The organism is Halosolutus amylolyticus (assembly GCF_023566055.1).
GTDB lineage: Archaea > Halobacteriota > Halobacteria > Halobacteriales > Natrialbaceae > Halosolutus > Halosolutus amylolyticus.
Genome location: NZ_JALIQP010000005.1, coordinates 117,766 through 143,131, shown reverse-complemented (window position 1 = coordinate 143,131; position 25,366 = coordinate 117,766). Strand labels below are relative to the sequence as shown.

General features: G+C 67.2%; 24 protein-coding genes. 12 read left to right on the top strand and 12 right to left on the bottom strand.

Annotation, left to right across the window (positions count from 1 at the left end; genetic code table 11):
• Positions 1 to 83: 83 nt before the first annotated feature.
• Positions 84 to 1,895, bottom strand: coding sequence for a sensor histidine kinase (locus tag MUN73_RS18715; protein WP_250142032.1), 1,812 nt, complete (start codon positions 1,893 to 1,895; stop codon positions 84 to 86).
• 201 nt (positions 1,896 to 2,096) lie between these two features.
• Between MUN73_RS18715 and MUN73_RS18710 the strand changes: the two genes are divergently transcribed.
• Positions 2,097 to 3,740: a fibronectin type III domain-containing protein gene (locus tag MUN73_RS18710; protein WP_250142031.1), complete on the top strand. Its 1,644-nt coding sequence runs from the start codon at positions 2,097 to 2,099 to the stop codon at positions 3,738 to 3,740.
• Positions 3,741 to 3,803: 63 nt separating this feature from the next.
• On the opposite strand, the gene gpmI is transcribed toward MUN73_RS18710, so the two are convergent.
• Positions 3,804 to 5,327, bottom strand: a complete 1,524-nt coding sequence (gene gpmI, locus MUN73_RS18705) for a 2,3-bisphosphoglycerate-independent phosphoglycerate mutase (protein WP_250142030.1) — start codon at positions 5,325 to 5,327, stop codon at positions 3,804 to 3,806.
• Between the two features lie 176 nt (positions 5,328 to 5,503).
• Positions 5,504 to 5,764, bottom strand: a complete 261-nt coding sequence (locus MUN73_RS18700) for a hypothetical protein (RefSeq protein ID WP_250142029.1) — start codon at positions 5,762 to 5,764, stop codon at positions 5,504 to 5,506.
• A gap of 208 nt (positions 5,765 to 5,972) precedes the next feature.
• Here MUN73_RS18700 and MUN73_RS18695 point away from each other — a divergent pair, with 208 nt between their 5' ends.
• On the top strand, positions 5,973 to 7,250 hold the full coding sequence (locus tag MUN73_RS18695; protein WP_250142028.1) for a DNA double-strand break repair nuclease NurA: 1,278 nt from the start codon (positions 5,973 to 5,975) through the stop codon (positions 7,248 to 7,250).
• 81 nt (positions 7,251 to 7,331) lie between these two features.
• On the opposite strand, the gene MUN73_RS18690 is transcribed toward MUN73_RS18695, so the two are convergent.
• Entirely contained in the window at positions 7,332 to 7,676 is a 345-nt protein-coding gene (locus MUN73_RS18690; protein ID WP_250142027.1) for a DUF7113 family protein, read from the bottom strand.
• A 317-nt stretch (positions 7,677 to 7,993) separates the two neighbouring features.
• Between MUN73_RS18690 and MUN73_RS18685 the strand changes: the two genes are divergently transcribed.
• Together MUN73_RS18685 and MUN73_RS18680 are read left to right on the top strand one after the other, a co-directional pair.
• Positions 7,994 to 8,620, top strand: coding sequence for a DUF7344 domain-containing protein (locus MUN73_RS18685; protein ID WP_250142026.1), 627 nt, complete (start codon positions 7,994 to 7,996; stop codon positions 8,618 to 8,620).
• Between the two features lie 212 nt (positions 8,621 to 8,832).
• A complete protein-coding gene (locus MUN73_RS18680) occupies positions 8,833 to 10,704 on the top strand; it encodes an ATP-binding protein (protein WP_250142025.1) in 1,872 nt (623 codons plus the stop codon).
• A 93-nt stretch (positions 10,705 to 10,797) separates the two neighbouring features.
• On the opposite strand, the gene MUN73_RS18675 is transcribed toward MUN73_RS18680, so the two are convergent.
• Positions 10,798 to 11,406, bottom strand: a complete 609-nt coding sequence (locus MUN73_RS18675; protein ID WP_250142024.1) for an alpha/beta hydrolase — start codon at positions 11,404 to 11,406, stop codon at positions 10,798 to 10,800.
• Positions 11,407 to 11,632: 226 nt separating this feature from the next.
• Between MUN73_RS18675 and MUN73_RS18670 the strand changes: the two genes are divergently transcribed.
• Entirely contained in the window at positions 11,633 to 12,451 is an 819-nt protein-coding gene (locus MUN73_RS18670; RefSeq protein ID WP_250142023.1) for a PspA/IM30 family protein, read from the top strand.
• Between the two features lie 140 nt (positions 12,452 to 12,591).
• Positions 12,592 to 12,933 carry a PadR family transcriptional regulator gene (locus MUN73_RS18665; protein WP_250142022.1) on the top strand — a complete coding sequence of 114 codons (342 nt, stop codon included), beginning with the start codon at positions 12,592 to 12,594 and terminating at the stop codon, positions 12,931 to 12,933.
• A 63-nt stretch (positions 12,934 to 12,996) separates the two neighbouring features.
• Here the strand turns inward: MUN73_RS18665 and MUN73_RS18660 are convergent, their stop codons facing one another.
• The gene (locus MUN73_RS18660) at positions 12,997 to 13,506 is read right to left on the bottom strand and encodes an FxLYD domain-containing protein (protein WP_250142021.1); all 510 of its coding nucleotides are present in this window, start codon (positions 13,504 to 13,506) and stop codon (positions 12,997 to 12,999) included.
• A 205-nt stretch (positions 13,507 to 13,711) separates the two neighbouring features.
• Between MUN73_RS18660 and MUN73_RS18655 the strand changes: the two genes are divergently transcribed.
• Entirely contained in the window at positions 13,712 to 14,758 is a 1,047-nt protein-coding gene (locus MUN73_RS18655) for a DUF7972 family membrane protein (protein WP_250142020.1), read from the top strand.
• Here MUN73_RS18655 and MUN73_RS18650 read toward each other — a convergent pair whose 3' ends face one another.
• Positions 14,759 to 15,811, bottom strand: a complete 1,053-nt coding sequence (locus MUN73_RS18650) for a DUF7972 family membrane protein (RefSeq protein WP_250142019.1) — start codon at positions 15,809 to 15,811, stop codon at positions 14,759 to 14,761.
• A gap of 171 nt (positions 15,812 to 15,982) precedes the next feature.
• Here MUN73_RS18650 and MUN73_RS18645 point away from each other — a divergent pair, with 171 nt between their 5' ends.
• The 3 genes from MUN73_RS18645 (at position 15,983) to MUN73_RS18635 (ending at position 18,738) form a co-directional block, all read left to right on the top strand.
• Positions 15,983 to 17,008 (top strand): DUF7972 family membrane protein, encoded by a 1,026-nt coding sequence (locus MUN73_RS18645; protein ID WP_250142018.1) that lies wholly within the window; start codon positions 15,983 to 15,985, stop codon positions 17,006 to 17,008.
• A gap of 164 nt (positions 17,009 to 17,172) precedes the next feature.
• A complete protein-coding gene (locus tag MUN73_RS18640; protein ID WP_250142017.1) occupies positions 17,173 to 18,213 on the top strand; it encodes a DUF7972 family membrane protein in 1,041 nt (346 codons plus the stop codon).
• A 60-nt stretch (positions 18,214 to 18,273) separates the two neighbouring features.
• A complete protein-coding gene (locus MUN73_RS18635; protein WP_250142016.1) occupies positions 18,274 to 18,738 on the top strand; it encodes an ATP-binding protein in 465 nt (154 codons plus the stop codon).
• Positions 18,739 to 18,754: 16 nt separating this feature from the next.
• On the opposite strand, the gene MUN73_RS18630 is transcribed toward MUN73_RS18635, so the two are convergent.
• The 5 genes from MUN73_RS18630 to MUN73_RS18610 form a co-directional block, all read right to left on the bottom strand.
• Positions 18,755 to 19,687, bottom strand: coding sequence for a hypothetical protein (locus MUN73_RS18630; RefSeq protein WP_250142015.1), 933 nt, complete (start codon positions 19,685 to 19,687; stop codon positions 18,755 to 18,757).
• 161 nt (positions 19,688 to 19,848) lie between these two features.
• Positions 19,849 to 20,889, bottom strand: a complete 1,041-nt coding sequence (locus tag MUN73_RS18625) for a dipeptide epimerase (RefSeq protein WP_250142014.1) — start codon at positions 20,887 to 20,889, stop codon at positions 19,849 to 19,851.
• Complete coding sequence (locus tag MUN73_RS18620; protein WP_250142013.1) at positions 20,886 to 21,905, bottom strand: N-acetyltransferase DgcN family protein; 1,020 nt, start codon at positions 21,903 to 21,905, stop codon at positions 20,886 to 20,888. Before MUN73_RS18620 ends, MUN73_RS18625 begins: the two co-directional genes overlap by 4 nt.
• Before the next feature lie 87 nt (positions 21,906 to 21,992).
• The gene (locus MUN73_RS18615) at positions 21,993 to 22,916 is read right to left on the bottom strand and encodes a Vms1/Ankzf1 family peptidyl-tRNA hydrolase (protein WP_250142012.1); all 924 of its coding nucleotides are present in this window, start codon (positions 22,914 to 22,916) and stop codon (positions 21,993 to 21,995) included.
• Positions 22,917 to 22,945: 29 nt separating this feature from the next.
• Positions 22,946 to 23,335, bottom strand: coding sequence for a DUF5802 family protein (locus MUN73_RS18610; protein ID WP_250142011.1), 390 nt, complete (start codon positions 23,333 to 23,335; stop codon positions 22,946 to 22,948).
• Between the two features lie 384 nt (positions 23,336 to 23,719).
• Between MUN73_RS18610 and MUN73_RS18605 the strand changes: the two genes are divergently transcribed.
• Together MUN73_RS18605 and MUN73_RS18600 are read left to right on the top strand one after the other, a co-directional pair.
• On the top strand, positions 23,720 to 24,505 hold the full coding sequence (locus MUN73_RS18605; protein WP_250142010.1) for a hypothetical protein: 786 nt from the start codon (positions 23,720 to 23,722) through the stop codon (positions 24,503 to 24,505).
• A 113-nt stretch (positions 24,506 to 24,618) separates the two neighbouring features.
• The gene (locus tag MUN73_RS18600) at positions 24,619 to 25,299 is read left to right on the top strand and encodes an ArsR/SmtB family transcription factor (protein ID WP_250142009.1); all 681 of its coding nucleotides are present in this window, start codon (positions 24,619 to 24,621) and stop codon (positions 25,297 to 25,299) included.
• Positions 25,300 to 25,366 lie beyond the last annotated feature (67 nt).

Sequence of the window (25,366 nt, the reverse complement as noted above, 5' to 3'; positions counted from 1 at the left end):
AATTCGGATTTCCGGAGACACGCCGATCGCACGGTCCCGTGCGGCGACCACCAGCGATCGACGGTTCCAGCGCCGCGGGCGACTCACCCCGATCGGGACGTCGAACCGAACCGGTCCCCGACGCCCGACGCGGGTTCGATGTCAGACCTCGTTTCGCTGTCGGCCACGGCCGATTCGCCGCCGGAGGCCGCCATCTCTCGCGATCGATCGACATTCGACTCGACGACGCCGGGGAGTCGAACGGTGACGGTCGTGCCGCCGTCGGACGCGTCGAAGGAGACGTCACCACCGAGCGTCGCCACGCACCAGGTGACGATCCAGAGTCCGAGGCCGCTGCCGTGTTCGAGGGCCGTCTCCTCGCCGCGTTCGAGCACCGCGAGTTCGTGCTCGGGGATCCCGGGACCGTCGTCGCGAACGGTCACCACTGCGGTCCCGGAATCGCCCGCCTCCCCGGTGACGGTGACGGTCGGTTCCTCGGCGTCGGTGTGTTCGAGTCCGTTCTCGACGAGCTGCAGGAACAACTGGGCGAGTATCTCCCGGTTCGCCGCGAGCACGAGGTCGGCCGGGACGGAGACGTCGACCGCGCCGCGAGTCGTCCCCTCCAGATCGTCCGCGACCGCCGAGAGAACGTTACGGAGTGCGATCGGCGGCGGTGACGGCGACGTCGAGTCGAAGGCGCGTTCGAACGCCCACGCTTTCTCTCCCGTGCCGATCACGCTCTCGACGTCCGTCCGGGCCCGTTCGAGCATCGTCGCCACCTCCTCGTCGTCGACCCGTTCGACGGCGATGCCGACGTACCCGTCGACGACGTTCAGGTCGTTCCGGAGGTTGTGCCGGAGGACCCGGTTGAGGATCTCGAGGCGCTGTTTCCGGCGTCGCTGTTCGGTGATGTCCTGGAAGACGATCGTGTGCCCGACGAGTTCGGTCGACGGGTCGCGGAGTTCGGACGTCGATACCGCCAGTTCCCGGCGTTCGCCGTTCGCGCCGTGGGTCACGACCTGGTTGGTCGCCGTCACGTCGATATCGACGCCGGTCGCGACGTCGAGCGCCGTTCCGAGTACCGACGGCTCCGAAACGTCGAACCACGCGGCGGCCGCCGGGTTCAGGTCGACGACGCGTTCGTCCGTGTTGACCACCACGAACGGGTTCTCGAGGTCCTCGATCGCCGACCGATCGGCCGTCCGCCGCGTCACCGGATTGAACGTGAACATCCCGCTCCCCACGAACGCGTAGGCGTCGAGGAGCACGTGCGGGAGGAACAGGGCCGCCGACAGGTTGAGCTGTGGAACCGGTCCGATGCCGAAGAGCCAAACCAGGAGGCCGATCCCCGGCGGGAGCGTGCTGATCCCGACCGCGAGCGCCTCCGATCGGTAGAGTGGGCCGTAGCTCACGACCGTGTCGAACAGCAAAAACGTCCCCGACGCGGCGAAGACGGTCCCGATCATGATCGCGGCGTAGGCCCACGCGTTGAACTCGTAGGAGACCGTGGCCGCCCCGAACACCGGGTCGAGACGGAAGTCCTGCCAGACGAGTTCGTGGAGGGGGTTCGTGACGACCAGCACCGTCGTCAGAACCGGCAGGAGCACGAGCAGTCCGAACGAGGGGGTTCGAATCACGTTCCCGCGGCCGGTGTACTCGAGGCCGAACGCGAAGAAGGGGACGCCGGTCCACGTGATCCCGATCCACGTCAGCACCTCGAGCCCCCACCGGAGCGAGGGCTCGAACACGAGCAAAGCGAAACCGGCCGAGAAACACCACAGTGCCTGTCCGACCAGCGCGAGGAGCAACCAGTTCGCCCCCGGTTTCCCCCGGTGGCGCCGGAGATACGCGATCAGAAACACCGTCCCGACGCCGGACAGCAGTGCGGGAACGACCGGCCACGGGACCGTGAGCATACGTGGTTGTGTCAGGACTCCCACTTCCCTGTTGTGGCCCTGGCAACGGCGGTAGCCCGCGATCGGCCTGCGTCGACGAGCGGTCCCGCAACGTCGAAGACGTCAGCCGCCGACTCCCGAACCGGGAACGGCGGACTCCCGAAGCAACGTAGCGTTCTCGATGAAAAGACTATTATTTTAATACTATGAACCGGTGTGCGTATGACTTCGAACGTTGATTTAACCGCATCGAGTCCGCGAACGTTCGTCGTTCTCGTAACCGTCTTGCTGGCGGCGGCTGCCGCTGCAGGGCCGGCGACGGCCGCGGCGGCCGGGTCCGCTCCGATCGCCGCGGATGGCGACGGTCCCGACGTCGAGACCGCGTGGGCCGACAGGCTCAACGAGACGGCAGTCGTCGCGGCCGCGAATCTCACCGATCTGGGTGATTCGGAGACCGCGACCGTCTGGCTCGAATACCGCGAAAACGGGACCGACGAGCCGTGGACGACGACGGCCCCGAAAGAGGCCCAGTCGCCTGATCGGTTCACCTGGGACCTGACGGGCCTGGAGCAGGGAACCACCTACGAGTTCCGCGCTGTCGCCGAGACCGACGCCGGGACCGACTACGGGGACCGCCAGCAGTTCGTCACGCCGTACGAACCGCCAGCGGTGACCACCGGCGACGCAGTCGACGTCACCGAGACCGCGGCGACGCTGACGGCGAACGTGACCGATCTCGCCGATCGCCCGGCGATGGACGTCTGGTTCGCCTACAGTCCGGCAGACGCAGACGAGTCCCGGTGGAACTGGGCCGAGACGGAGACGCAGACGATCGAGTCGCCCGGCGTCGTGACCGAGGCTGTGACCGACCTCGAACCCGGTACCGAGTACGAGTTCGTCGTCCGGGTCCGGAACGCGGAGGGATACGAACAGCACTACGCCGGCGACGTCGCGCAGTTCGCGACGGCCTCGGCGTTCGCCGTCGAGACCGGGACGGCGACGGACGTCACGGCGACGACCGCGACGCTCTCCGGCGAGATCGCCGACTTCGGCGGGAACGCCGACGTGACGGCGTGGCTCGAGTACGCCCCGGCCGGGGCGGACGCGTGGCAGGAGACCGCGCCGATCGCGCCGGACTCGTCCGGTGTGATCGAGACCGGGATCGACGGGCTCCAGCCCGGAACGGAGTACGTCTTCCGCGCCGCGGGCGAGACGGCCGACGGCGAGACGGACGCGGGCGATCGCCGGACCTTCGAGACGCCCGTCGACCCCACCATCGAGACCGGTGCCGTAACTGCCGTCGACGAGACGTCCGCGACCGTGGCCGCCGACTTGACGACATTCGGCGGGGCCGACGCCGCGACCGTGAGCGTCGAGTACCGTCCCGCAGGAGGCGTCGAGTGGGCCGAAACCGACGCCGTGACGGCGACTGCGACCGGGACGATCGAGACGACCCTCGCCGGACTCGACGCCGACACCGCGTACGAGTACCGGGCCGTCGTCCGCGCCGACGGCGTCACCGACCGCGGGACGACTGCGACGGTGCGGACGGACGCGATCGAACACGACCCGATCGTGACGACGCTCGCCGGGAGCGAGAACAGCCCGCCGAACCCGCACGCCGAACTGGCCGTCGACTGGCAGGTCGCCGACGAGGACGGCGACCTCGCGGCTGCCACCGTGACGATCGAGAACGAGCGCGGGGCGACTGTCGTCAGGAGCACGCACTCGATCGGCGGACCCGGTGCCGGCGGCTCGCTCGGCGAGACGGTGAAGAAAGGGGCCGGCGAGACGTACACGGTGACGCTCACCGTCGAGGACGCGGCCGGCAACGTCGTGACCGAAACGGAGACGATCGACGCGTAAGCAGACGCCGCGTCCGGCTGCCGCGATCGAATCGCTATTTTGACGAGGGATTTCGGGGACCGCTCACTCGAGCAGCGGCTCGCCGGTCATCTCGGGCGGCTGGTCGACGTCGATCAGGTCGAGCATCGTCGGCGCGATGTCGGCGAGCGTGCCGCCCTCGCGGACGGTTCGCCCGCCGTCCGTACCGCGTGAATCCACGTAGACGAACGGCACGTCGTTGTACGTGTGCGCCGTGTGCGGATCGTCTTCGGTCCCCATGTCGTCCGCGTTGCCGTGATCGGCGGTGATCAGCACGTCGGCGCCGGCGTCCTCGAGTGCATCCACGAGTCGGCCGAGTTGCGCGTCGACCACCTCGACGGCCTCGATCGCGGCCTCGTAATCGCCGGTGTGGCCGACCATGTCCGGGTTGGCGTAGTTGAGGACGAGCACGTCGGGATCGTCCGATCGAACGGTGTCGATCGCCGTGTCGGTGACCGCCGGGGCGCTCATCTCGGGCTGGCGGTCGTAGGTCGGCACGTCGGGACTCTCGACGATCGTCCGGCTCTCGCCGTCGAACTCGATCTCGCGGCCGCCGTTCAGGAAGTAGGTGACGTGGGCGTACTTCTCCGATTCGGCGATCCGCAGTTGCGTCTTGCCCGCGTCGGAGAGCACCTCGCCGAGCACCTGTTCGGGCTGGGTGGGCGGGTAGGCCACGGGGAGGTCGAACGTCTTGTCGTACTGGGTCAGCATGACGACCTCGGCGTCCGGCGGACTCGTCTCGAACTCGTCGGCCCAGTCTTCGGATCGGATGTCGGCCAGCATCCGGGTGAGCTGTCGGGCCCGATCGGATCGGAAGTTGAACCAGACTACCGAGTCGCCGTCCTCGAGCGCGGGCTGTCCCGAGATAACGGTCGGCTCGACGAACTCGTCCGTCTCGCCCCGGTCGTACGATGCCTCGACCGCGTCCACGGCCGAGTCGGCCTCGTGGTCGGCCGCCCGGTTCACGATCGCGTCGTACGCTCGCTTCGTGCGGTCCCAGTTCTGGTCGCGGTCCATCGCGTAGTACCGGCCAGTCACCGTCGCCACGTCGCCGGTCCCGTGCTCGTCGACGACGCCCTCGAGCGTCGCGAGGTAGTCGCGGCCGCCGGTCGGCGAGGTGTCGCGGCCGTCCGTGATCGCGTGTGTGACCGCCTCGACGTCCCGATCGCCGGCGAGTTCGATTAGCGCGTGGAGGTGCTCGTGGTCCGAGTGGACGCCGCCGTCGCTGACGAGGCCGACGAAGTGGATCGTCCCGTCGTTCTCGCGGGCGTTCGTAAATGCCGTGTTGATCGCGTCGTTCTCGCGGAACGAGCCGTCCGCGATCGAGTCGGAGATGCGGGTGTACTCCTGGTAGACGACTCTGCCGGCGCCGATGTTCAGGTGGCCGACCTCGCTGTTGCCCATCTGGCCCTCGGGGAGGCCGACGCGCCGGCCGGCCACCTCAAGGGTTCCGTACGCGCCCGCGTCGGCGAGCCGATCGAAGGTCGGCGTCTCGGCCGCCTCGATCGCGTTCCGTCCCTCGCCGTCGCCGAGTCCCCAGCCGTCGAGGATGATCAACGCAGCGTCCATGTGCGACGGGAACGGACCCGGGCGTAACTAGCTGTCGTTGTCGATTCCGGGTCGAGCGGGGTGAATCGAAGTGGGGTGTTTCAGCCGTGCGTCGCCGAACGTATAAGAAAGGTGACGTTGCGTCGCGCCGATCGATCGGGCGTCGTCGATCGGATCGATTCCACCCGCGCGCGCCGTCAGGCGTGGTCGTGGTCGAACGTCGTACCGCAGTCACCACAGACGGTGCCGCTGCCGGGTTTGCTCCGCTGGGCGAAGACGGCTCCACACTCGTCACAGACCATGAACAGCCGGTGTTCGGGTGAGACGCCGGCCTCGAACTCCATGTGTACCCAGGCGTCCGGATTGGCCTCGTCGTAGACCGTCACGCCGGAGTTGGTCTGTCGCCAGTTGATCGAATCGTCGGTCGCGTCGGCCGTCTCCAGACCTCGCTTTGACATCGGGTATCCGCAGCCATGGGGCCCCCTCATATAATTTTTCTGATGATAATTTACCCGCTCACGAGTTAACCGCGGACTAGTACCCTCCCAAGCGTCGGCCGTTGCGGGAACCCGGACGAACGCCATCGGTTTCCCGCACCGGATCGGGCCTGGTACGCCACTACGGCCGACCACTGGATATTTGGGGATGGGGTTGGAGCCACCGTGCATGACACTCGATCCGGTCCACTTCGACGGCATCGCCCGCCTCGCACGGCGGATCGACCACGGTGCCGACGAGCGCGACCGCCGTGCCTTCGCCGAGACGGTCTGGGCGGAGTTCCTCGACCCCCTCGCCCACGAGGGCCGGACGATCGTCGAGCCGGTCGACGAGCAGGCCCGGCGACTCGTCGACTGCGAGGACGTCGCCCTGCGCGACCGGCCGTTCCCGACAGAACACGGCCTCGACGCAGGGACGATCAACCCGACGACGTTCAAGAACGGCCTCGTCATCGACATCGCGCAGGCCGCGATGAGCGCGACGCCGAGCGACCTCGACCTCCACCGATCGCGGACCACCGTGATGACCGTCCACTCGAACGACGAGACGATGACGGTCGACGAGACGTGGGGGAAGTTCGACGAGGGGTACAGCCGGAGTCGGGCGGTCAAGATCCCGCCGCTCCCGCGCTTCGCCGAGGGCGTCGTCCACGCGCTGGCGCTGTACCTCGCCGAGAGCACCCACGCCCGCGACCACGCCGACGACGTCGACGACCTGCTCGTGCTCGACGGGCCACTCTACCCGCGCGGCCTGCTCCGCTGGGCCGACCAGCACCCCGACCTCGCCGACTTCCTGCTCGAGAACCCGCAGCCGAAGACGGTGCTGGAGAACTACGTCCGGCTGGTCGAGACGTTCGTCGATCGGGATCGGCCGCTCGTCGGCTTCGTCAAGAACCCCGCGACGCGGGTCACCACGCGGACGCTGAAGGCGAAGCGGGACGCCGACGTCAGCGCCCCGTGGGCCGACGACGCCGCACTGTTCACCCGCCTCCTCGAGCGCGGCGAGTACGTGCCCGACGTCGAGGGACAGCGCTGGGAACGAGACAGGTCGAGCCTGACCTACACCAACTGGTTCCGATCGCGCGGCGGCGTCGATCGCCCCCTCTCGATCGACGGGGACGCCCTCGGCGTCGAGCGCGACCTCGATCCGGAGCAGTACGAGGTGACGTTCTTCGTCGTCTACGACCCGCGCGACGACCTCTGTTACCGAATCGAGGCTCCCTACGCGTTCACCCGCGACCCGGAGACCCGCGAGCGGCTGACGATGCAACTCCTCCAGGACGTGGCCATCGCGCACGGGCCGCCGACGATCGTCGAGAAGGCCGACGAACTCGCCCGGATCGGACGGGCGGAGAAGCGATCGCTCCGCGAGACGCTCGAGACCCAGTTCGACACGAGCCAGGACCGGACCTACGACGATCACCGCTGGGACGAGGAGTATCGCTAGTCGCGTCCGGCAGCCGGGCCGATCGCGACTGCGGATCCGGGACGTCCAGCGGTCACCCACCGATCGCGACCGCGAACGCGGTCATTCGGTATCGCTGTGACCGTCCTTCTCGACCTCGAACTCGACCGCGTCCGGATCGACGCCGATCCGGGCGAACTGCGTCCGGACGTGTTCTTTCGCCTGTTCGAGCGCCTGGTCGCGAGTGTCGAACCCCCGCGGCATCGGGGATTCGAACGCGACGTTGACCTCCCGGCCGTCGACGAGCTGGGTCGTCCCGCCGCTGTCGACCTCGTAGAACTCGTCACAGACCCAGACGTACGCGGCGTCTTCGTCGGGTGCGCCGCGAAAGGAGGGGGCCCGTTCACCGCGTTCGTACAGCGTCCCGGTGAGTTCGGTCCCACCCGCGCGACCGCGTACCATGAGCATGCGGGTTTCTACGGGGCGTGGACGCAAAAAGACCGTGGAGTCCGGCAGATCGACGGCCGAAACCGGAATCCCGGTTCCGAAATCTCCCACTACTGCAGCCGCCGATCGCCGCGATCGCGAGTAAGCGCCGATAACGGTGGTTCGGGATCCGACACTACCGCGATCAACAGACGGTCACGAAAGCCGGATCGAACGCGCTACGTGCCGATATCGGGCGTATGGGGGAACTACTTCCGCGCCGGCCGAGTAATGTCACATTCACAACCCAAATCGTTTTGGAAACGGGCTTATCCCCCTTGCACCAGTTGCACTGAGTAATGAGTTCGGACGCCCCCATCGGCGGTAGGAGTACGCGGGAGTCACCGACGACCGTCCCGGCGGAGTGTTACGACGCGCTCCGGAACCCGCGACGGCTCCGGATCCTCGAGATTCTGGGCAGCCACGGAGCACGGCTCGGCCTCGCCGAACTGACCTCGGAACTCCTCGCCCGGGAATCCCGTGACCTCGCGAACGGACAGGCGCGCCACGACGTCCGCGTAAGCCTCGTCCACAATCACCTGCCGCGACTGGCCGAGTACGACGTCGTCGACTGGGACGTCGACACTGGCGCCGAACTCGTCGACTCGTTCCCGATCGAGCCGGCCGAGTTGTCGACGTTGCTCGAGCACACCGACCGTGGAAACGGGGCCGCGATTCTCGAGACCGTCGTCCACCCTGTCCGACTTCCGCTCTGTTCGATCCTCGCCGACAACGATCGACCGCTCTCGCTCGACGAACTCGCCGCCGAACTCGCCGACCAGGACGTGGTCGCCGACGCCGACCGGGCCAGGATCGAGCTCCACCACTCGCACCTCCCCGCGCTCGAGGACGCCAGTCTCCTCGAGTACGACGCCGACTCCCGGCTGGTGAGCGAAACCGACTACTCGCTCCCCACGCTAGTCTGAGAACCGCGGTCGTCTCGATCGACGGAACCGCCGATAACCGAACGTCCGAACCGTCCGCACTCACTTCCTGTCGTTTCCCCGTCGAACAGCCGTTCGTGGCCGCGCCTGCGGCGGTTCAGTTCGGCTGATCGTCGCCCCGCGCGAATCGTCGCCGATCGGAGACAGTCCGTCGGAGGGAAACGTGTTTGTGGAACCGGCGGGATGACTGTACCATGACCGATCTGGGCGACTTTGGCGAGTTTACTGCGGACGCCGACGACGATTCGACCGCGGGCGGCGGGACGGGCGCGGCGTCGACGGCCGACGACGGACCGAGCGCGGATTCCGCGGACGAGTTCGAACGCACGTCCGTCGAGCCACGCGGGGACGACGTCGGCATCGGGACGATCTGCGTCTCCCCGGGCCTTCGCGTCGCCGAGGACGACGACGACACCTCCCTCCGGGCGTACGTCACCCGCGGCAACCGATCGTCGATCCGCATCGGGAGCTACCTGATCGCGTCCTATCCGGATGGGGAGTCGCTGTTCTGCCGTATCACGGGACTCGAGTACGCTCAGCAGTACCACGCCGACGACGCGACGGAGATCCACGCCCGCCGCGCGATGCGAACCGATGGCGTCGACGAGGCCGACTACAAGTTCGTCGCGAGTCTCGAGCCAGTCGCGATCCTGTACGACGACAGCGCGGAGCAAAGCTCCGCGAGCAGCCGGACGCAGTCCGGCGACGATGGGGAACTGAAGCGACGAATGACCGATCGCGTCCCGAAGCCCCAGACGGTGATCGAGCGGGCGACCGACACCGAGGAGATCAAGACGGGGCTGAAGATGCCCGACGACGGCGTCTTCCTCGGGCACCTCTCCGTCGGCGGCGAGAAGGTACAGACCGCGGCGACGCCGCCGACGATCGACTATCGGCTGAAAGACGACTACGCGGCGGGCGATCCGCTCGTCTTCCGGCACACGCTGATCGCCGGCGGCACGGGGTCGGGGAAGACCCACGGCGCGAAGAATATCCTGCGCCAGTACCTCGCCGACGAGCGCCGGTATCCCATGGAAGACGGTCGATCGGTCCAGCCGGCGGTCGTCCAGTTCGACCCGCAGGACGAGTACGCCCAGATGCACGACGACAACCCCGACCTGGACGACGACTTCGCGCGACGGCTCGATCGGGAGGGGATCGCCTACGGCGGTCACGACGACACGACGGTGTTCGTCCCGAAAGTCGGGTCGGCCTCGTACTCGGCGGACCACCACCGCGCGGAGCAGGTCGAGTTCACCATTCCGTTCACGATGGTCCACGAGAACCCGTGGCTGGTCGCGGGCAGCGGGCTGAACGACAACCAGTACGGCGCGCTGACGAGCGTGCTCCTGCCCCGGTTCCGCGAGCAGTACGGCTGGGACGGGACCTACGACGAGTTCACGACCTTCCTCGACGATCCGGCCCTCCGGGAGGAACTCGACGAGTCCGGGCGCGTCCACGAGGCGACGTTCGACGCCGTGCGCCGGCGCGTGCTCGGCTTCGACCACGTCTTCGACCAGGACGCGCGGCCGATCACCGACCTCGTCCACGAGTTCGTCCGTCCCGGTGGCCTCTCGGTCGTCCCGACCTACCACGTCAACGACACCCGGGCCACGGAAGCCGTCGTCCTCGCCCTTTCGTCGCTCGTGATCGACCAGAAGCTCTCGAACGATCCGACCTACGATCGGATCAAGGAGACGCCCCTCGTGCTCGGGATGGACGAGGCCCACAACTTCCTGACCGACGCGGACTCGGTGCAGGCGGGCAAGGTCATCCGCAAGTTCACCGAGGCCGCCAAGCAGGGCCGCAAAGAACGGCTGGGGCTGTTCCTCATCACCCAGGATCCCCAGGACATCGACGACGCCGTCTTCAAGCAGATCAACACCACGATAGTCCTCAATCTCGGCGACGAGGACGCGATCAAGAGCGTCAACATCCCCAGCAACCTCGAGTCGAAGGTGCCCTACATGGAGAAAGGGCAGATGGTCGTCTACTCGCCGGACAACTCCGAACCCGTCGAACTGATCGGCCTCCCGAAGTGCCTGACTCGACACGGGCGGGACTGATACGGTTTACTGTACGTCAGTTCCGGCGCAACCGCGATCCGGCGGCGGTTGCGCCGGTACATCGGTACAGCAATCCGTATGAGTCGCCGATCGCTACGCGCCACCGGCCACCGTCCGCTCGAAGAACGAGCCGACCTCGCTCGCGATCGCGTCGTGCTGGCCGACGAAGAAGTGGTCGGCCGAGAACGTCACGACCTCGTCGTCCCGCTCGCGGGCCAGATCGACGATCGGCTCCGAGTCGACGGTCGTGTCGCGTTCGCCGTAACAGACCTGGACGGGACAGTCGAGTCGATCGTAAGCCGCGACGGCGTCGAGATCGGGACCGAGCCGTGCCGGCGGAGCGAGGACGGAGACGGCCGAGACGGCCACCTCCACGTCGGCCGTGGCGAGCAGTGACTGTGCAGCGCCGAAACTGAAGCCGAAGACGCCGACGCGATCGGCTCGCTCGCCGGCCCATCGAATCGCGTTCCGGACGTCCTCGCGCTCGCCCACTCCCTCCTCCCACGGCCCGTAATCGAACCGGAGGCAGGCGATTCCCGCCGCCGTGAGGGTCTCGCTCACGGCCGTCAGTCGGCGATCCGATCGCGAACCGCCGTGTTGCGGATGGGGTGGACAGGCGACGACGATCGCGTTCGGAGCGTCCGCGGGTTCGTCGAGGATCCCCCGGACGTCGCGCCCGCCGGGGACGAGGACGTCGGTCATGCCCGATCGTTGTCACCGCCGCCCTTAGTAGTCACTGAACGGGAGCGGGTTCCCAGTCGGCTATTTGTCGGCCGTCGTCTTCGGGGACGTTCGGGTTCGAGCGGGGCGGCGATCGGTCGGTGACGCCGACAGTCAGCATCGGCGAACGATCGACGACAGGAGTTCATTCCGGCCATGACTGTCGTTAATGTGATGTTTTTAAGGGTACCGAGCGAGACGTACGAGTATGGGCATCCTCTCTCGGGCCTCGTACGTCATCCGGTCGAAGATCAATTCGGTGCTCAACCGGGCCGAAGATCCGACGGAGACGCTCGATTACTCCTACGAGCAAATGCGCGACCAGCTCCAGGACGTCAAACGTGGTATCGCCGACCTCACCACGCAGAAAAAGCGCCTCGAGATGCAGAAAAAGCGCCTCGAGGAGAACGTCGACAAACACAACGAGCAGGCCCGCACGGCGGTCGAACAGGGCCGGGAAGATCTGGCGCGACGCGCCCTCGAGAAGAAGAAGACGAAGATGAACCAGATCGAGGACCTCGATCGCCAGATCTCGGAGCTCCAGAACCAGCAGGATCGGCTGATCGAGCAGAAAGACGAACTCCAGACGCGCATCGAGGAGTTCCGCACCAAGAAGGAGACGATGAAGGCCCGCCACGAGGCCGCGAAGGCCAGTTCCTCGGTCTCGGAAGCGATGACGGCCACCGGCGAGGAGTTCGAGGACGTCGGCCGCGCGATCGAACGCGCCGAGGAGCAGACCGAGGACATGGAGGCCCGGGCGGCCGCCATGGACGAACTCCACGAGAGCGGCGCGTTCGACGACGTCCTCTCGGACAAGGACAGCATCGATCGGGAACTCGAGTCGCTCTCGACCGACAGCGGCGTGGAGGCCGAACTCGAGACGCTCAAGTCCGACGTCGGCGTCGAGGAGTCGACCGCCGATCCCGACGCGGTCGACGAGGAAGAGATCGAGGAGGTAGCGAGCGAGGTCGACGACGAGGAGATCGAGAGCGAACTCGCGGAATTGCAGGACGAAGAGAACGAGTAAGCAGGTCGAACAGCACCGTTTTGATCGTCGACAGGTCCCACGTGAGCAGTGCTCCCGCCGTCGCTTCCCGATCGGTTCTCTCACGAGCGATACCTGTCGCGGGGGAAATACATAGGACCTCCCGGATCGAAGATGGCCGTATGGTCTCGAAGGACTCGCTGTCACTGACCGATCAGGCCGTCCTGCTCGGGGTCGTCGCGCTCGATCGGGACGGTGAGACGCCGGTGCAGACGCCCGAACTCCGGCAGGTGTGCAAGACGCGACTGGACGGCGTCGAGACGGTCGTCGGAACGCTCACCGAGGCGGACGTGATGCGATCGCTCTACCGCCTCGAGGACGAGGGTATCGTCGAGGAGATCGCCGGATCGGAGACGTCGCCGACGGGGAAAGGCCGGCCTGCCTACGCGCTGAACGAGGGTCCGGACGCGATCGTCGACGCGGTCGACGACGACCTCGCCGAGGCGATGGAGTCGTCCTCGTAGGGCGCGAGAAGGGGACTCGTGCTCATCGGCCGCCGAGGTGTCGACGCCACGGACGGACCGACCTCACGTCGGCGTTCCCAGGACCGTGATGTCGTAGTCCGCGACGTCCGCCGGGGACTCGAGGACGACCACCTGGAACGACCAGGACGCTCCGCCGTTCAGGTCGCCGGTACTGGCGAGGTACTGGCCGAGCATGTTGCCGGCGTCGTCGTAGACCCGCGTCCGGACTTCGACGAGCTGGATCCGATCGGACCCCGTGTTCGCGACGATTCCCTGGACGGTCGAGCCGAGATAGTTGTCTTCGACGACGAACTCGTGTTCGATCAGCGAGAGCGGATCGAGCGGCGTCACCGCGGTGTTCGGTTCCCGTTCGGCGACCGCCTCCGCCGCGGCCATCTGGGTCGCCGATCGCTCGGAGGCGTTGGTGACGTTGCCGGCGTCGACGGTGCCGTCCTCGTAGGTCGGTTCGCCGTCGAGACCTCCGCTCCCCGCACAGCCGGCTGCTGCGGCCGCGATTCCGGCACCGATCGAGGCGAGCAGTCGCCGTCGACTCGTCGACTCCGATCGGGTCATCGCCGAGCGTGCGTCCGCGAGATAGTTCCGTCACCGGGCATACGGTGACTCGACACCGCGGACGTATTTCAGTGTAGGCCCTGAACCGACAGCGGTCGCGCTCGCGCCGCGAGACACCGATCGCACCCAGCACCCGCGGCCCACGCGGGGACGAGCGGTGTATGCAACGCAGGGCCTTATTGTCGGGACTGTGGAACGTGTCGCCATGGGGCCCTCGGAAACCGACGAGACGCTCGAGAGCTACGGGGCGGACGTCGGCGCGAGGTCGGGGCTGTCCGGGGTTCGCGAGTGGATCGTGGTCGAGGGTAATCGCGTGATCGTCGCGGCGCTCCTGTCGGTCGTCGTCGTCGCCCTGTTGCTCGTCCTGCACGAACTCGGTATCGTCTCGTTCGTCAACCCGAACTCCGTCACGCGGGTCGCCAGCGGCATGATCGCGGGGACGTTCTCGCTGGTCACGCTGGTCGTCTCGGTCAACCAACTCATTCTCTCCCAGGAGTTCAGTTCGGCCGGCAAGGCGCGCGATCGGTTCGAATCGGTCGTGGAGTTTCGGCGGGACGTGGCGGACGACGCAGGCGTTCCGGCGACCCCGGCGACGCCCACGGGAACTCTCGAACTGATCGTCGAATCGATCCGACACGACGCCGACGACCTCGCCGACGCCGTCGCGAGCCACGACGAGGAGGTCCGCGAGACGGTCACGCGGTACACGAACGACGTCCAGGAACGGACCGAACGCGTGGACGAGGTGCTCGATCGAGGGACGTTCGGGTCGTTTGCGGCCGTCTCGGCGGCGATCAACTACGACGAGGCCTGGCACCTGTACGCCGCCACCCACCTGCGCGGCGAGTACGCGGACGCGCTGTCGCCGGCCGCCACGGAACGCTTCGACGACCTGATCGAGTCGCTGGAACTGTTCGCCGTAGCCCGCGAGCAGTTCAAGACGACCTACCTCCAGCGGGAACTCACCCGGTTCTCGCAGCTGACGATCTACTGCGGGGTGCCCTCGATCCTGTCGGCGATCCTCGTCGGCCTCATGTACGCTGACGTGGTCGGTCCGAGCGTCAGCGTCGCCGTGCTTCCCTACGTCGCCATCGGGCTGATCGTCGTCGCGCTCTCGCCGCTCGCCCTCCTCGCGTCCTACATCCTCCGGACCGCGACCGTCACGCGCCGGACCGCGTCGGTCGGCCCGATAATTCCCCAGAAGGATCCCGACGAGGGCCCGTTCGACGTGACCTACGGCGAGGAGCGCTAGTCACTCCCACTCGACGTCCGCCCCGCGATCGGTCTCCCGGAGGACGAACGGGCCGATCGCAAGCGTCCACTTCGCGACGGTGACGATCCGGAGGATATAGGACAGGAAGATCGCGAACGGCGTCACGCCGATCGCGAATCCGAGGCCGACGACCAGCAGGCCGCGGTCGAACCCCAGCGTCGTCCCGGCTACGTCGCCGGTCTCGAAGATCAGGATCATGTAGGCCGCGACCGACAGCGCGGGCAAGGCGATGTAGGCCAGCGCCTGCGAGATGTTGATGATCTCCCACCGGAAGTACAGCGTCTTGAAGTGCTCGCGGGCCGGCCCGAAGAACTCGAGGATCCTGAGCAGATCGTCGAATTCAGCGACGACGTCCTCCGGCAGCCGCTCGGCGTGTCGGTTCCTGACGCGCCGGCCGGTGTAGATCTTCCAGGAGTAGTTGTACTCCAGGGCGGCACGGACGACCTCGAACCGGCCGAACTGCTGGCCCGCGAGCGTCTCGGCGACCCGATCGGCGTCGGCGACGATCCCCCGTGCGTACTCGCGAACGTCCTCGCGAGCGGCCGCGTTGACGTCCGGTTCGGACTCGACCCGTTCGAGGAGGGTTCGGGCCTCGTCGCCGGTCGCCTCGACGAGGCCGCGGAGAAAGACCGACGGTTCCGGGGGGCTCGTGTCCCGTCCGACGGCGTCCTCGACGTCCGTGCGGAAGGCCATCGCCCCGGCCATCCGCTCGCGCTGGTCCGCGACCGGGCCGAGTTCCGCCGAGAGGACGAGCTGGTTGAAGGTCAACACGAGGCTGACGCCCATGATGATCCCGATGATGATCGGCGTAAACAGCGCGAAGACGGGATCGGGTTCGAACAGCTTCGCGATCGAGCCGGGGCCGAACTCGCCGAGTCCGACGAGGAGGGCGTAGGCGACCGCGAGCATCACACTCGCCACCAGCGCGCGGTTACCCTCGACCAGGACCCACAGTATCGGACGGCCGCCGGGAACGCGATCGGCTATCGTGGTGGCCGTCTCGGCGCTCTTGCTCCGACCGGACTCGCTCATACGTCCTGCCCGTACCATGACCGTCCGGACAAGTGTTTTCGTCGTTCGCACGGCCATCAGCAGTCGCCGGCGCTGGATGGACGGGCGGTCGACGGGCGCCGGCCACCCGTCGGATTTGCTCACTCCCGCTGTAGTATTTTACCCGCCGTCGTCGTTCGTTCGTCACGGTCAATGAGTAACTCGGACTCGAGCAACGTGTTGAGTCAGCGGGCCGGCGTCGGCGGCCTGCGACTGTGGGTGTTGCTCCGGTTGAACCGCTGGCTCTTCACGGCGGCGGTACTGGCGACCGTGTTCGCCGTCCTGGTGGGGGCCAGCTTCCTCGGACTCACACCCCTCCGCGTGATCGTCCAGCGGCACAACGGGACCTTCTGGATCTTCTCGGCGTTCATCGGGGCGATCATCACCGGAACCTCGATCGTCGTCACGATCAACCAGCTGGTGCTCTCCCAGGAACTCGGCGCGGTCGGCGAGCAGCGCGAGCGCATGCAGGAAGCCATGGGCTTCCGCCGAGACATCGAGGACGAACTCGAGGAGGACGTGACGCCGCCCGAACCCGCGGCGTTCCTCTACGAACTCGTCGACGGCGTCGAGGAAGAAGCGACCGACCTCGAGCGAGCGGTGGCGGGCGACCACGGCGAGGAACTGCAGGGAAAAATCGCCGACTACGTCGACGACGCCGTCGAGAACGCGCAGGTAGTCAAGGACGACCTCGAGAGCGCCCAGTTCGGGACGTTCGACGTGATCTGGAACGCGCTCAACTTCAACTACTCCCGGAAGATTTACGACGCCCGCAAGATCCGCGCCGAGCACGACGACGAACTGTCTGACGACGCTGTCGAGGAGATCAGCGAGATGATCACACTTCTCAAGTTCTTCGGGCCGGCCCGCGAGCACTTCAAGACGCTGTACTTCCAGTGGGAGCTGATCAACCTCTCGCGGGCCCTGCTCTACATCTCGGTGCCCGCGCTGACGGCGATCGCGCTGTTCTTGATGTACATCGACGGGAGTGCGCTCCCCGGGACGACGCTGGGCGTCGACAACCTCGTCTGGGTGACGAGCGCGGGCTTCGTCGTCGGTATCGCCCCGTTCGTCGTCTTCATCGTCTACATCCTCCGGATCGCGTCGGTCGCCAAGCGAACGCTCGCGATGGGCCCGTTCATCCTTCGGGAGTCCGAGCGTGACGAGGACCTGGGGTGATACGGACCGTCGTACGTCAGTGCCGGTGCAACCGCGCCCGGCCTGCGGTTGCACCGGTAACTCGGTACAACGGACCGTATGAGCCGTCGACACCACCGCGTTCAGTGGCGCGGACTCCTGCCGTAGCTATTTCCCGGGCGATGTGGTATCGTCCGGGCCGACCGATGAGCGGCGACGGGTCCCAGCCCAGCGATACGATGGCCGAACGTAGCGCGGCCTCGACGTGGAAACACCAGCTCCTGTTGAACGCGAACCGGTGGGTCGTCACGGTCGGCCTCATGGCGTTCGTCTTCGTCGGACTGCTCGTCGTCGCCCGACTCAGTCCCGTCTCGCTCAGGGCGCTCGTCGGGACGTCGGATCCGATCGGGACGCTCTTCCAGGCGCTGACGACGGCGCTGATCACCGGGGTCACGCTCGTGGTCACGATCAACTCGCTGGTGCTCTCCCAGGAGATCGGTGCGGTCGAAGACCAGCGAACGCGGCTCGAGGGGGCACTCGAGTTTCGCGAGAACGTCGGCGGATCGATCGACGCGCCGATCAGTCCGCCGGAACCGGCCTCGTTCGTGCAGGCGATCGTCGCCGCCTCCGAGGAGCGGGCGCTCGACTTCCGGGAGGCCGTCTCCGATAGCCAGGATGCGGACCTTCAGGAACGGGTCGACGACTTCGTCGACAACCTCACGACGCACGCCGAGTCGGTCCGCGCCGACCTGGACGACGCCCAGTTCGGCACCTACGAGGTCGTCAAGGCCGCGCTCGACTACAACTACTCCTGGAAGATCTTCCGGACCCGGCGGATCCGGAACACCCACGCCGACTCGTTCACCGACGAGGCTCGCGAGGCCTACGACGACCTGCTCGAGTCGCTGAAGCTGTTCGGCCTCGCCCGCGAGCACTTCAAGACGCTGTACTTCCAGTGGGAACTGATCAATCTCTCGCGGGCGATGATGTACGTCGCCGTGCCCTCCCTGATCGTGACGATGTCGATGCTGCTCTTTTTCGATTCGAACGCCGTGATAGGGGTGTTCCTGGGCGTGGATCTCCTCGTCTGGATCGTCGCGCTGGCGGCGACGATCGCCGTCACCCCGTTTCTCCTGTTGATCGCCTTCATCCTGCGGATCGCGACGATGGCCCAGCGAACGCTGGCGATCGGGCCGTTCATCCTCCGCGAGTCGGGCCGCGGCGAGGAGATCGACTGGGAGCAGTAGCGATCGGCGAGGGAGGTCGAAACGGAAGGGATTACACCGTTCGACGACGAGTGAGCGACCGTGATACTCGTCGTTTGCGGTCCGCCCGGTGCCGGCAAAACGACGATCACGAACCGGGTTCGAGACCGTCTCGCCCGCCAGGGCGTACGCGTCGAGAGCCACCACTCCGACGAGTTCTCCAGTCGCACGTACGAACGACTCTACGAACGGGTCTCCGAGGGACCCGAGAACGCCGTCCACCTCGTCGATGGCACGTTCTACCGGCGCGAGTGGCAGACGCAGTTTCGCACCCTCGAGGACGTCCGGTTCGTCCACGTCACGGCGAGCCTCGGGACCTGCCTCGAACGCAATCGATCGCGGCCGGACTCGATCGACGAGCAGGGCGTCCACGTGGTCTACCGGGAGTTCGACGACCCGGACGCCGACGTCGTGATCGACACCGACGACTGCACCGTGACGGAAGCGGTCGACCGGGTCGTGGCCGCGCTGGCGGCGTGGGGCTGGCTCGACGCGGCCGCCGAGTAAGTCCACAGGAGTGTGTTCAGGGCCCGAGAACGGAGAACTCGCCCGGAAGCAGATCGGGAGTCGCCTCGTCCGGAAGCACGTCCCAGCCGAGCACGTCCTCGCCGGGGTCCGCGTCCGTCTCGAAACTGGCCTCGTCCGCGGGGTCTCGATCGCGGTACTCCGGCGGTGGCGCGTCGTGGGCGTAGACGCTCTCGGGATGGTCGACTGTCCAGACGTGGAGCAGACAGGGCGTGCGACAGGGGAGTTGCACCGCGCCGTCCTCGTAGTCCCCTTCGTACACCTTCCGGTAGTACCACCACGCGAACCGCGAGGGGAGTCCCGCGTGGTAGTGCCACGGGGAGCAGCGATCCGGAGACTCGCCGTCGTCGCCGGTCTCCGACTCGGGAACGGCGGGGGAAACCCCGTCCTCGTAGGTGACGTCGGCGGTCGCGTCGTAGACCACGGGCGGCGGCGAGACCGGGTCGCCGTCGACGGTCGCGACGAACATGACGCCGATCGGTCGCCAGGACTCGTTATCGACGAGTACGGATTCCGGCCGATCCGGGTCCAGAAGCGTCCCGTCGCCGATGTGTTCGGGGCTGAGCCAGTGGGAGTAGCCGCCGTCTCCAGCCAGGGTGTCGAAGTACGGCTTGTAGTCGTCGTCGAGCAACGACCCGACGTCCGGGTACCGGCCCGAGAGCGTCTCCGCGACGGCCTCCTGGAGGTCGATCGTCACCGGGTGGTCGTCGGCACAGCCCTCCAGGCTGGCCCCCGCACAGTGACCGTGACTCGGCTCGATCGTCGCCTCGGGACAGCGCCGATCGATCCGCGCTCCGCGCGCTTCGCCCTCGCCCTCGCTGGCCCGCGCGGATCCGACGGCCGACAGCGCGACCGCACCGCTCGTCGCCTGCAGAACCATCCGCCGGGACAGCCGCGAGGAATCGCGTCCGTCCTCGTGCCCGTCTTGCATGACGTGATTCCCCACGGACGCCACGACCGTAAACGACAGTTGGGATCAGTTCTAGAGGATCGGTCACTACTATTTACAACATCGCGATCGCAGACGCCGTACGGCAAGCGACCGCAGACGCCGAGCGGAAACCGCGATCGGTCGTCGACGCCGCCGGTCGGCTACTCCGTGACGGCGCCGGTTCCCGCCCGATCGAGCCCCGCGAGGTCGATCTCCCCGCCGGACATCGGGACGCCGTCGTAGGGGTCCTCGGCCAGCAGGAGCGACCCGTCGAGGTCGGCGTAGTCGAGCAGCGGCGCGAGGTGGCAGGCCGCCGCGATCGACGCGTTGGATTCGGTCATACAGCCGCACATCACCTCGAGGCCGTGGGCGCGTGCGGCGTGGATCATCCGTTTGGCCTCCCGCAGGCCGCCACACTTCATGAGTTTGAGGTTCGCGATGTCACACCGGTCCGCGATCTGCGGGATGTCGGACAGCGTTTCGCAGGACTCGTCGGCGGCGATCGGGAGCGCCGCCCGCTCGTAGACGTAGCGCAGTCCCGCCGGATCCTCGGCGGGGACGGGCTGTTCGACGAACGCGAGGTCGTACGCGGCGAGGCGATCGATCTTCCGGACGGCCTCGCGGGGCGTCCAGGCCTCGTTAGCGTCGACGAACAGGCTGACGTCGGGGGCGACCGATCGGATCGTCTCGACGATTTCGACGTCGCGATCGGTGCCGAGTTTGACCTTCAGCGTGGAGAATCCGCGGTCGAGGGCCGTCTCGGTCTTTTCGCGCATGGTCTCGGTGTCGTCGAGGCCGATCGTGTACGACGTCTCGAGGCTCTCGGACGGATCGAGCCCCCAGTACCGGTACAGCGGGAGGTCGAGCCGTTTCGCGACGAAGTCGTGGAGCGCGATGCTGACCGCACAGCGGGCCGCGGGGTTCCGCCGGACGGTCTCGCGCATCCGCCGTTCGATCCGCTCGAGCTGGTGCGGATCGCCGACGTCCTCGACGACCGCGAGCAGGTCGGGGAGGACGGCCGTCACGGTGTCGACGGTCTCGCCGTAGTGGGACGACGGCGCGGCGCCGCCGACGCCGATCGTTCCGTCGTCGGCTTCGACGCGGACGGTCACGACCGCCGACTCCGTTTGCGTCCCGCGGGCAATCGTGAACGGGTACTCGAGCGGCAGCGAGCGGCGCTCGAAGTCGGTGGCGAGCGTCATTCGAGCAGGGCCTCCAGCAGGTCGTCGGTGTCGTACCGGATGACGTCCGTCGCGGGCGCGCCGAGGTCGTCGGCGTACTCGTCGACCGCCTGCCGGGCCCCCTCGTCCTCGAGATGGGCGGTGTTTATTGCGCCGGCGACGACCGGAGCCTCGCTGACCGGTGCCGAGAGATCCTCGTAGAGGTCGACGTAGCTCTCGATCGGCGGCAGCGGGAAGGACTCGTAGCCGTGGATAGCCTCGCGCCCGGCGACGTGACAGAGCACCAGCTTGTCGGGCATCGCGCCGTGGAGGATGCCGCAGGTGACCGCCGAGTAGGCGGGGTGGACGATGCTTCCCTGTCCCTCGACGAAGAGGTAGTCGTACTCGTCGCCTTTCTCGACGATCATCTCCTCGACCGCGCCCGCGGTGAAGTCCGAGACGACCCGATCGATCGGGTTCCCCCAGCCCTCGATCATGATCCCGGTCTGGCCCGTGGGGATCACGGCGGCGTCGTAGCCCGCCTCGCGGGCGTCGCGGGCGAGTTCCATCGAGACGGTCATCTTGCCGACCGAGCAGTCGGTGCCGACGGTGAGGATCACTTCGGCGTCGACGTCGCCGGCGACGCCGTCCGCGACGGTCAGGTCGTCGGACGGCTTGCGGACATCCCACAGGTCGCAATCGTTCTCGGCGGCGAGGGCGGCGAACTCCTCGTCGTCTTCGAGGAAGTAGTGGAGCCCGGAGATGACGTCACAGCCGTACTCCAGCGCCGTGCGGACGTCCTCGCGCCAGCTCTCGTCGAAGTCGCCGCCGATCGGCGCGATGCCGATCAGCAGAGCGTCGAGGTCGTCCGCCTCGAGGTCGGCCATCCCCTCGACGATCGGGGCGTCCTGGACGTCCGGGACGTAGTCGGAGACGCGATCGCCGGCGGACTCTCGATCGAGGACCGCGGCGGCATCGTAGTCGGCGTATCTGAGCACCCCGAGGGCCGTCTTGGCCCGATCGGGGAACTTCTCGTGTGCGAGAATTGCGACGCGCATACCGGATGGTAGTCGAGGGAGTATTTAATCCTGAAGACCCGCGGCCGATCGCGCGATTCGGCCGCAAGGTCGACGACCGGCCCGCGATCAGAGCACCCGCAACTCCGTCGTCCAGAACGATCGGTGGGCGTCAGAAAGCGCCGATTCGGGGTCGCCCGTCGCGTCGACGGCCGCCGTCGCGTCGGGGTCGAGGGCGGCCTCCGCGGCGAGCGTCTCGACGACGCCGCGCTGGCCCACGAGGTAGAGCCGGTCCGTGCCGGCGTCCTCAACCGTCGCGGTCAGCGCCTCCCGGCACCGATCGAGGTGGGCGTCGATCTGCTCGTCGCGGATGCGCTCGAACCGGGCCTGCGAGAAGCCGCCTTTCGAGTGGCTTCCCTTGACGTCGCTCTCGAAGCCGCGGTAGTCGACGCGATCGTCGCCCCGGTAGACGCCGGCGGCGAACAGGTCGGCCCGGACGAGCGCGAACGCGTACCGGCCGGTCGGCAGGAACCACTCGCGCTCGAGCGCGAATCGGTCGTCCCAGGTCGGATCGCGATCGGGCTGAACCGGGGGGTCGAGCGTCGCCGACACGAGGCCCGCGTCGTCGACGCAGCAGAGACAGGGCGCGGCGTCGTCGACGAGCGCGACTCGATCGCCGAGGACGTCCTCGAGATCGTCTCGCACGGTGTTCGGTCCTGCCTCCCCGATGGCGGCGGTGAGCGCCCCCTCGGGACCGGTTCGGACCGACGCCAGCCGATCGAGAACCTCGGCGAGGCGCGGCCCGCGCAGGTGTTCGCGACGACGGACCGTCGGGCCGGAGTCGGCGGCCTCGACCCGATCGAGTTCGCCTTCGAGTTGCGCGATGCGGTCTTCGAGCCGGTTCACCTCCGCCTCGGCCTCCTGTCTGTCCGTCGCGGCGTCGGCCCGGCGATCGGATTCGGCCTCGTACCGCTTTCGCAACCGCTCGTTTTCCTCCTCTAAGTCGTCGATGCGCTCTTTCAGCGAGGCGCGGCCGAGCAACTCGTCGAGCATCTGGCGACATACGCGAAGCGGGAGTACTTCTAGGTTCCGGCACCGGGGAAGTCGTCGTCGAGGTCGGGACGGGGCGCCTCCCAGCCGCCGGCGAACTCGAGCAACTGCTGGGCGCGCTCGCGGCGGGCGAGCAACACCTCCCGGAGCGACGGGGGATTCCGGACGTCGGTCCCCTCGAGCATCGACTCGGGAAGCGCCAGCGTGTTCGCCGGGACGGCGTCGTCGCCGTGGACCGGGAAGTGACTCGACTCGAGTTTCATCACGAGCGGTGCGTCGAGCCGTTCGAGTCCCTCGCCGCTCGCGTACACCTCTTCGTTGATTTGCTCGTGCTGGTCGCGCTGCATGAGCGCGCGATCGCTCTCGGTCGGCGTCACGTAGAGTCGTCCGAGATAGTAGCTCCGCGAAAACACCTCGAACATGCCATCTAGTGACACGGGGCGGAACGACATAACTGTTGGCAGACAAGTTTAAATCCGAGTGCTATCAGCGCACTCGCGTTCGCCCCGACCGCCAGTCGGATCCGACTCACGGCCTCTCGCGTCGTGACACCGAACGCGACGATCTGACCGCGTCAAATAATCGACTATCGAGAGGTTCAGGGTAAGCTAACTGTTCGGGCGTGCGCATCAATGGATGCCTGAACCGGCGATCGAGGGCTGTCGATCGACCGTTCCGGAACTCCCGATCGACGGCACCTGCAATCGTTGTAAACACTCCAAACGAATCTCAGCCGTCGAGAGGATCGATTGAACGGTGCGAACGAAGGTCCGTCTTTTTAGGACGTTGGGCAGTACGCTGGTGCAATGAGTTCCAGACGGGCAGTTGCCCTCCTGGTGTTGGCAACCGTCGTCGGCCTCACGATCGCCCCCATCGGGAGCGGGGCCGTCGTGGGGTCGATCACCGAGACCGACACCGCCGACGAGACGGCGTCGAACACGACGGTCTCGACGTTCATGCAGGCGAGTACGGCGGACGCCGAGAACACCGTCGACGAGGGGATGTTCGAGGCCAGGTACGAGGCCGCCGACGACGAGCGAAAAGCCGCGGTCGTCGCGGAGCGAACCGACGCACTCGAGGCCAAACTCGCGGCCCTCGAGGACGAACGCCAGACGCTCCGCGACCAGCGCGACGACCTCTCGAACGGACAGTACCGGGCCCGGATGGCGAAACTGACGGTCGAGATCGCCGGACTCGAACGATCGATCGAGCAAACCAGTCCCCGGGCCGCCGAAGCGGGCGTCGACGAGAAACGCCTCGAGACCCTCCAGCAGAACGCCTCGGACCTCGTCGGCCCGGAGGTCGCGGAGATGGCCCGCGGGATGCCCGGCACCGATCGAGTGCCCGGCCAGGGACCGCCGGACGATCGTGGGGCCGGGTCGCCGACGGGGAACGACCAGTCTTCCCAGGAGAACCCGGGAAACGGTGAGCCACCGGGCCAGACGGGCGATACCGGGAAGGACGGCTCGGGCGGTAGCCCGCCGGACGATACCCCCGGCTCGAACCAGGACGACGGCGAGGAGGCCGAGTCGGGAACTGAGAACGACGACCGCGATCAACCGGAGAACGACGGCGACGGGAACGCCGACTGACGCGGTCCCCTGTACCGAGTTGCCGGCGCGACCGCGAGCCGACCTGCGGTCGCGCCCCGACGACCTGCGGAGAGAAGACACGCTTTTCAGCGGTGACCGCTTACGATCACCCGATGGACTCCGCCGCGTTACTCGATTTACTCGGGAACGAAAATCGGAGGCGAATCCTCCGGCTACTCGCCCGAAAACCCTGTTACGTGACCGAAATTTCGGAGTACCTCGGCGTGAGTCCCAAGGCGGTCATCGAACACCTCCGGAAGCTCGAGGAGGCGGGACTGATCGAGAGCCGGGTCGACGACCAGCGCCGGAAGTACTTTCACATCGCCCGGAACGTCAGGCTCGAGGTGAACGTCTCGCCCTACGGCTACGCGAGCAAGAGCGCCTATCCTGCGAACAGCAGTTTCGACATCACGACCTGTCGGCACCTCTCGCTGGACGTCTCGTGGGACGAGACGGACGACCTCGACGACCTGCTCGCGTCCCTCGAGGACCTCGAACAGCTGGAAAACGAGCTCTCGCTGGCCCAGCGGTGGGTCCAGGGACAGCTCTGTGAGGTCCTCGATCGGATTTCGGAGGAAATCGGTGCCGGCCCCGAGAGCCGCATCTACGCCGACGTGCTCGCGAGCATCCGATCGGAGCCCAAGTCCGTCGGCGCCCTCAGCGAGGACGTCGGCGCACCCCGCGAGGTCGTCGCGGAGTTGCTCGAGGTGATGGCCGACAACGGCGTCGTTCGACGAACCGAACGGGGCTGGGAGCTGGCGACGAACCCCCACCCCGAACCGGAACAGGACTGATACGGACTGCTGTAGTCAAGTACCGCCGATCGTCGATCCCGCCCTGGTGATCGGCGGTGAAGAATCA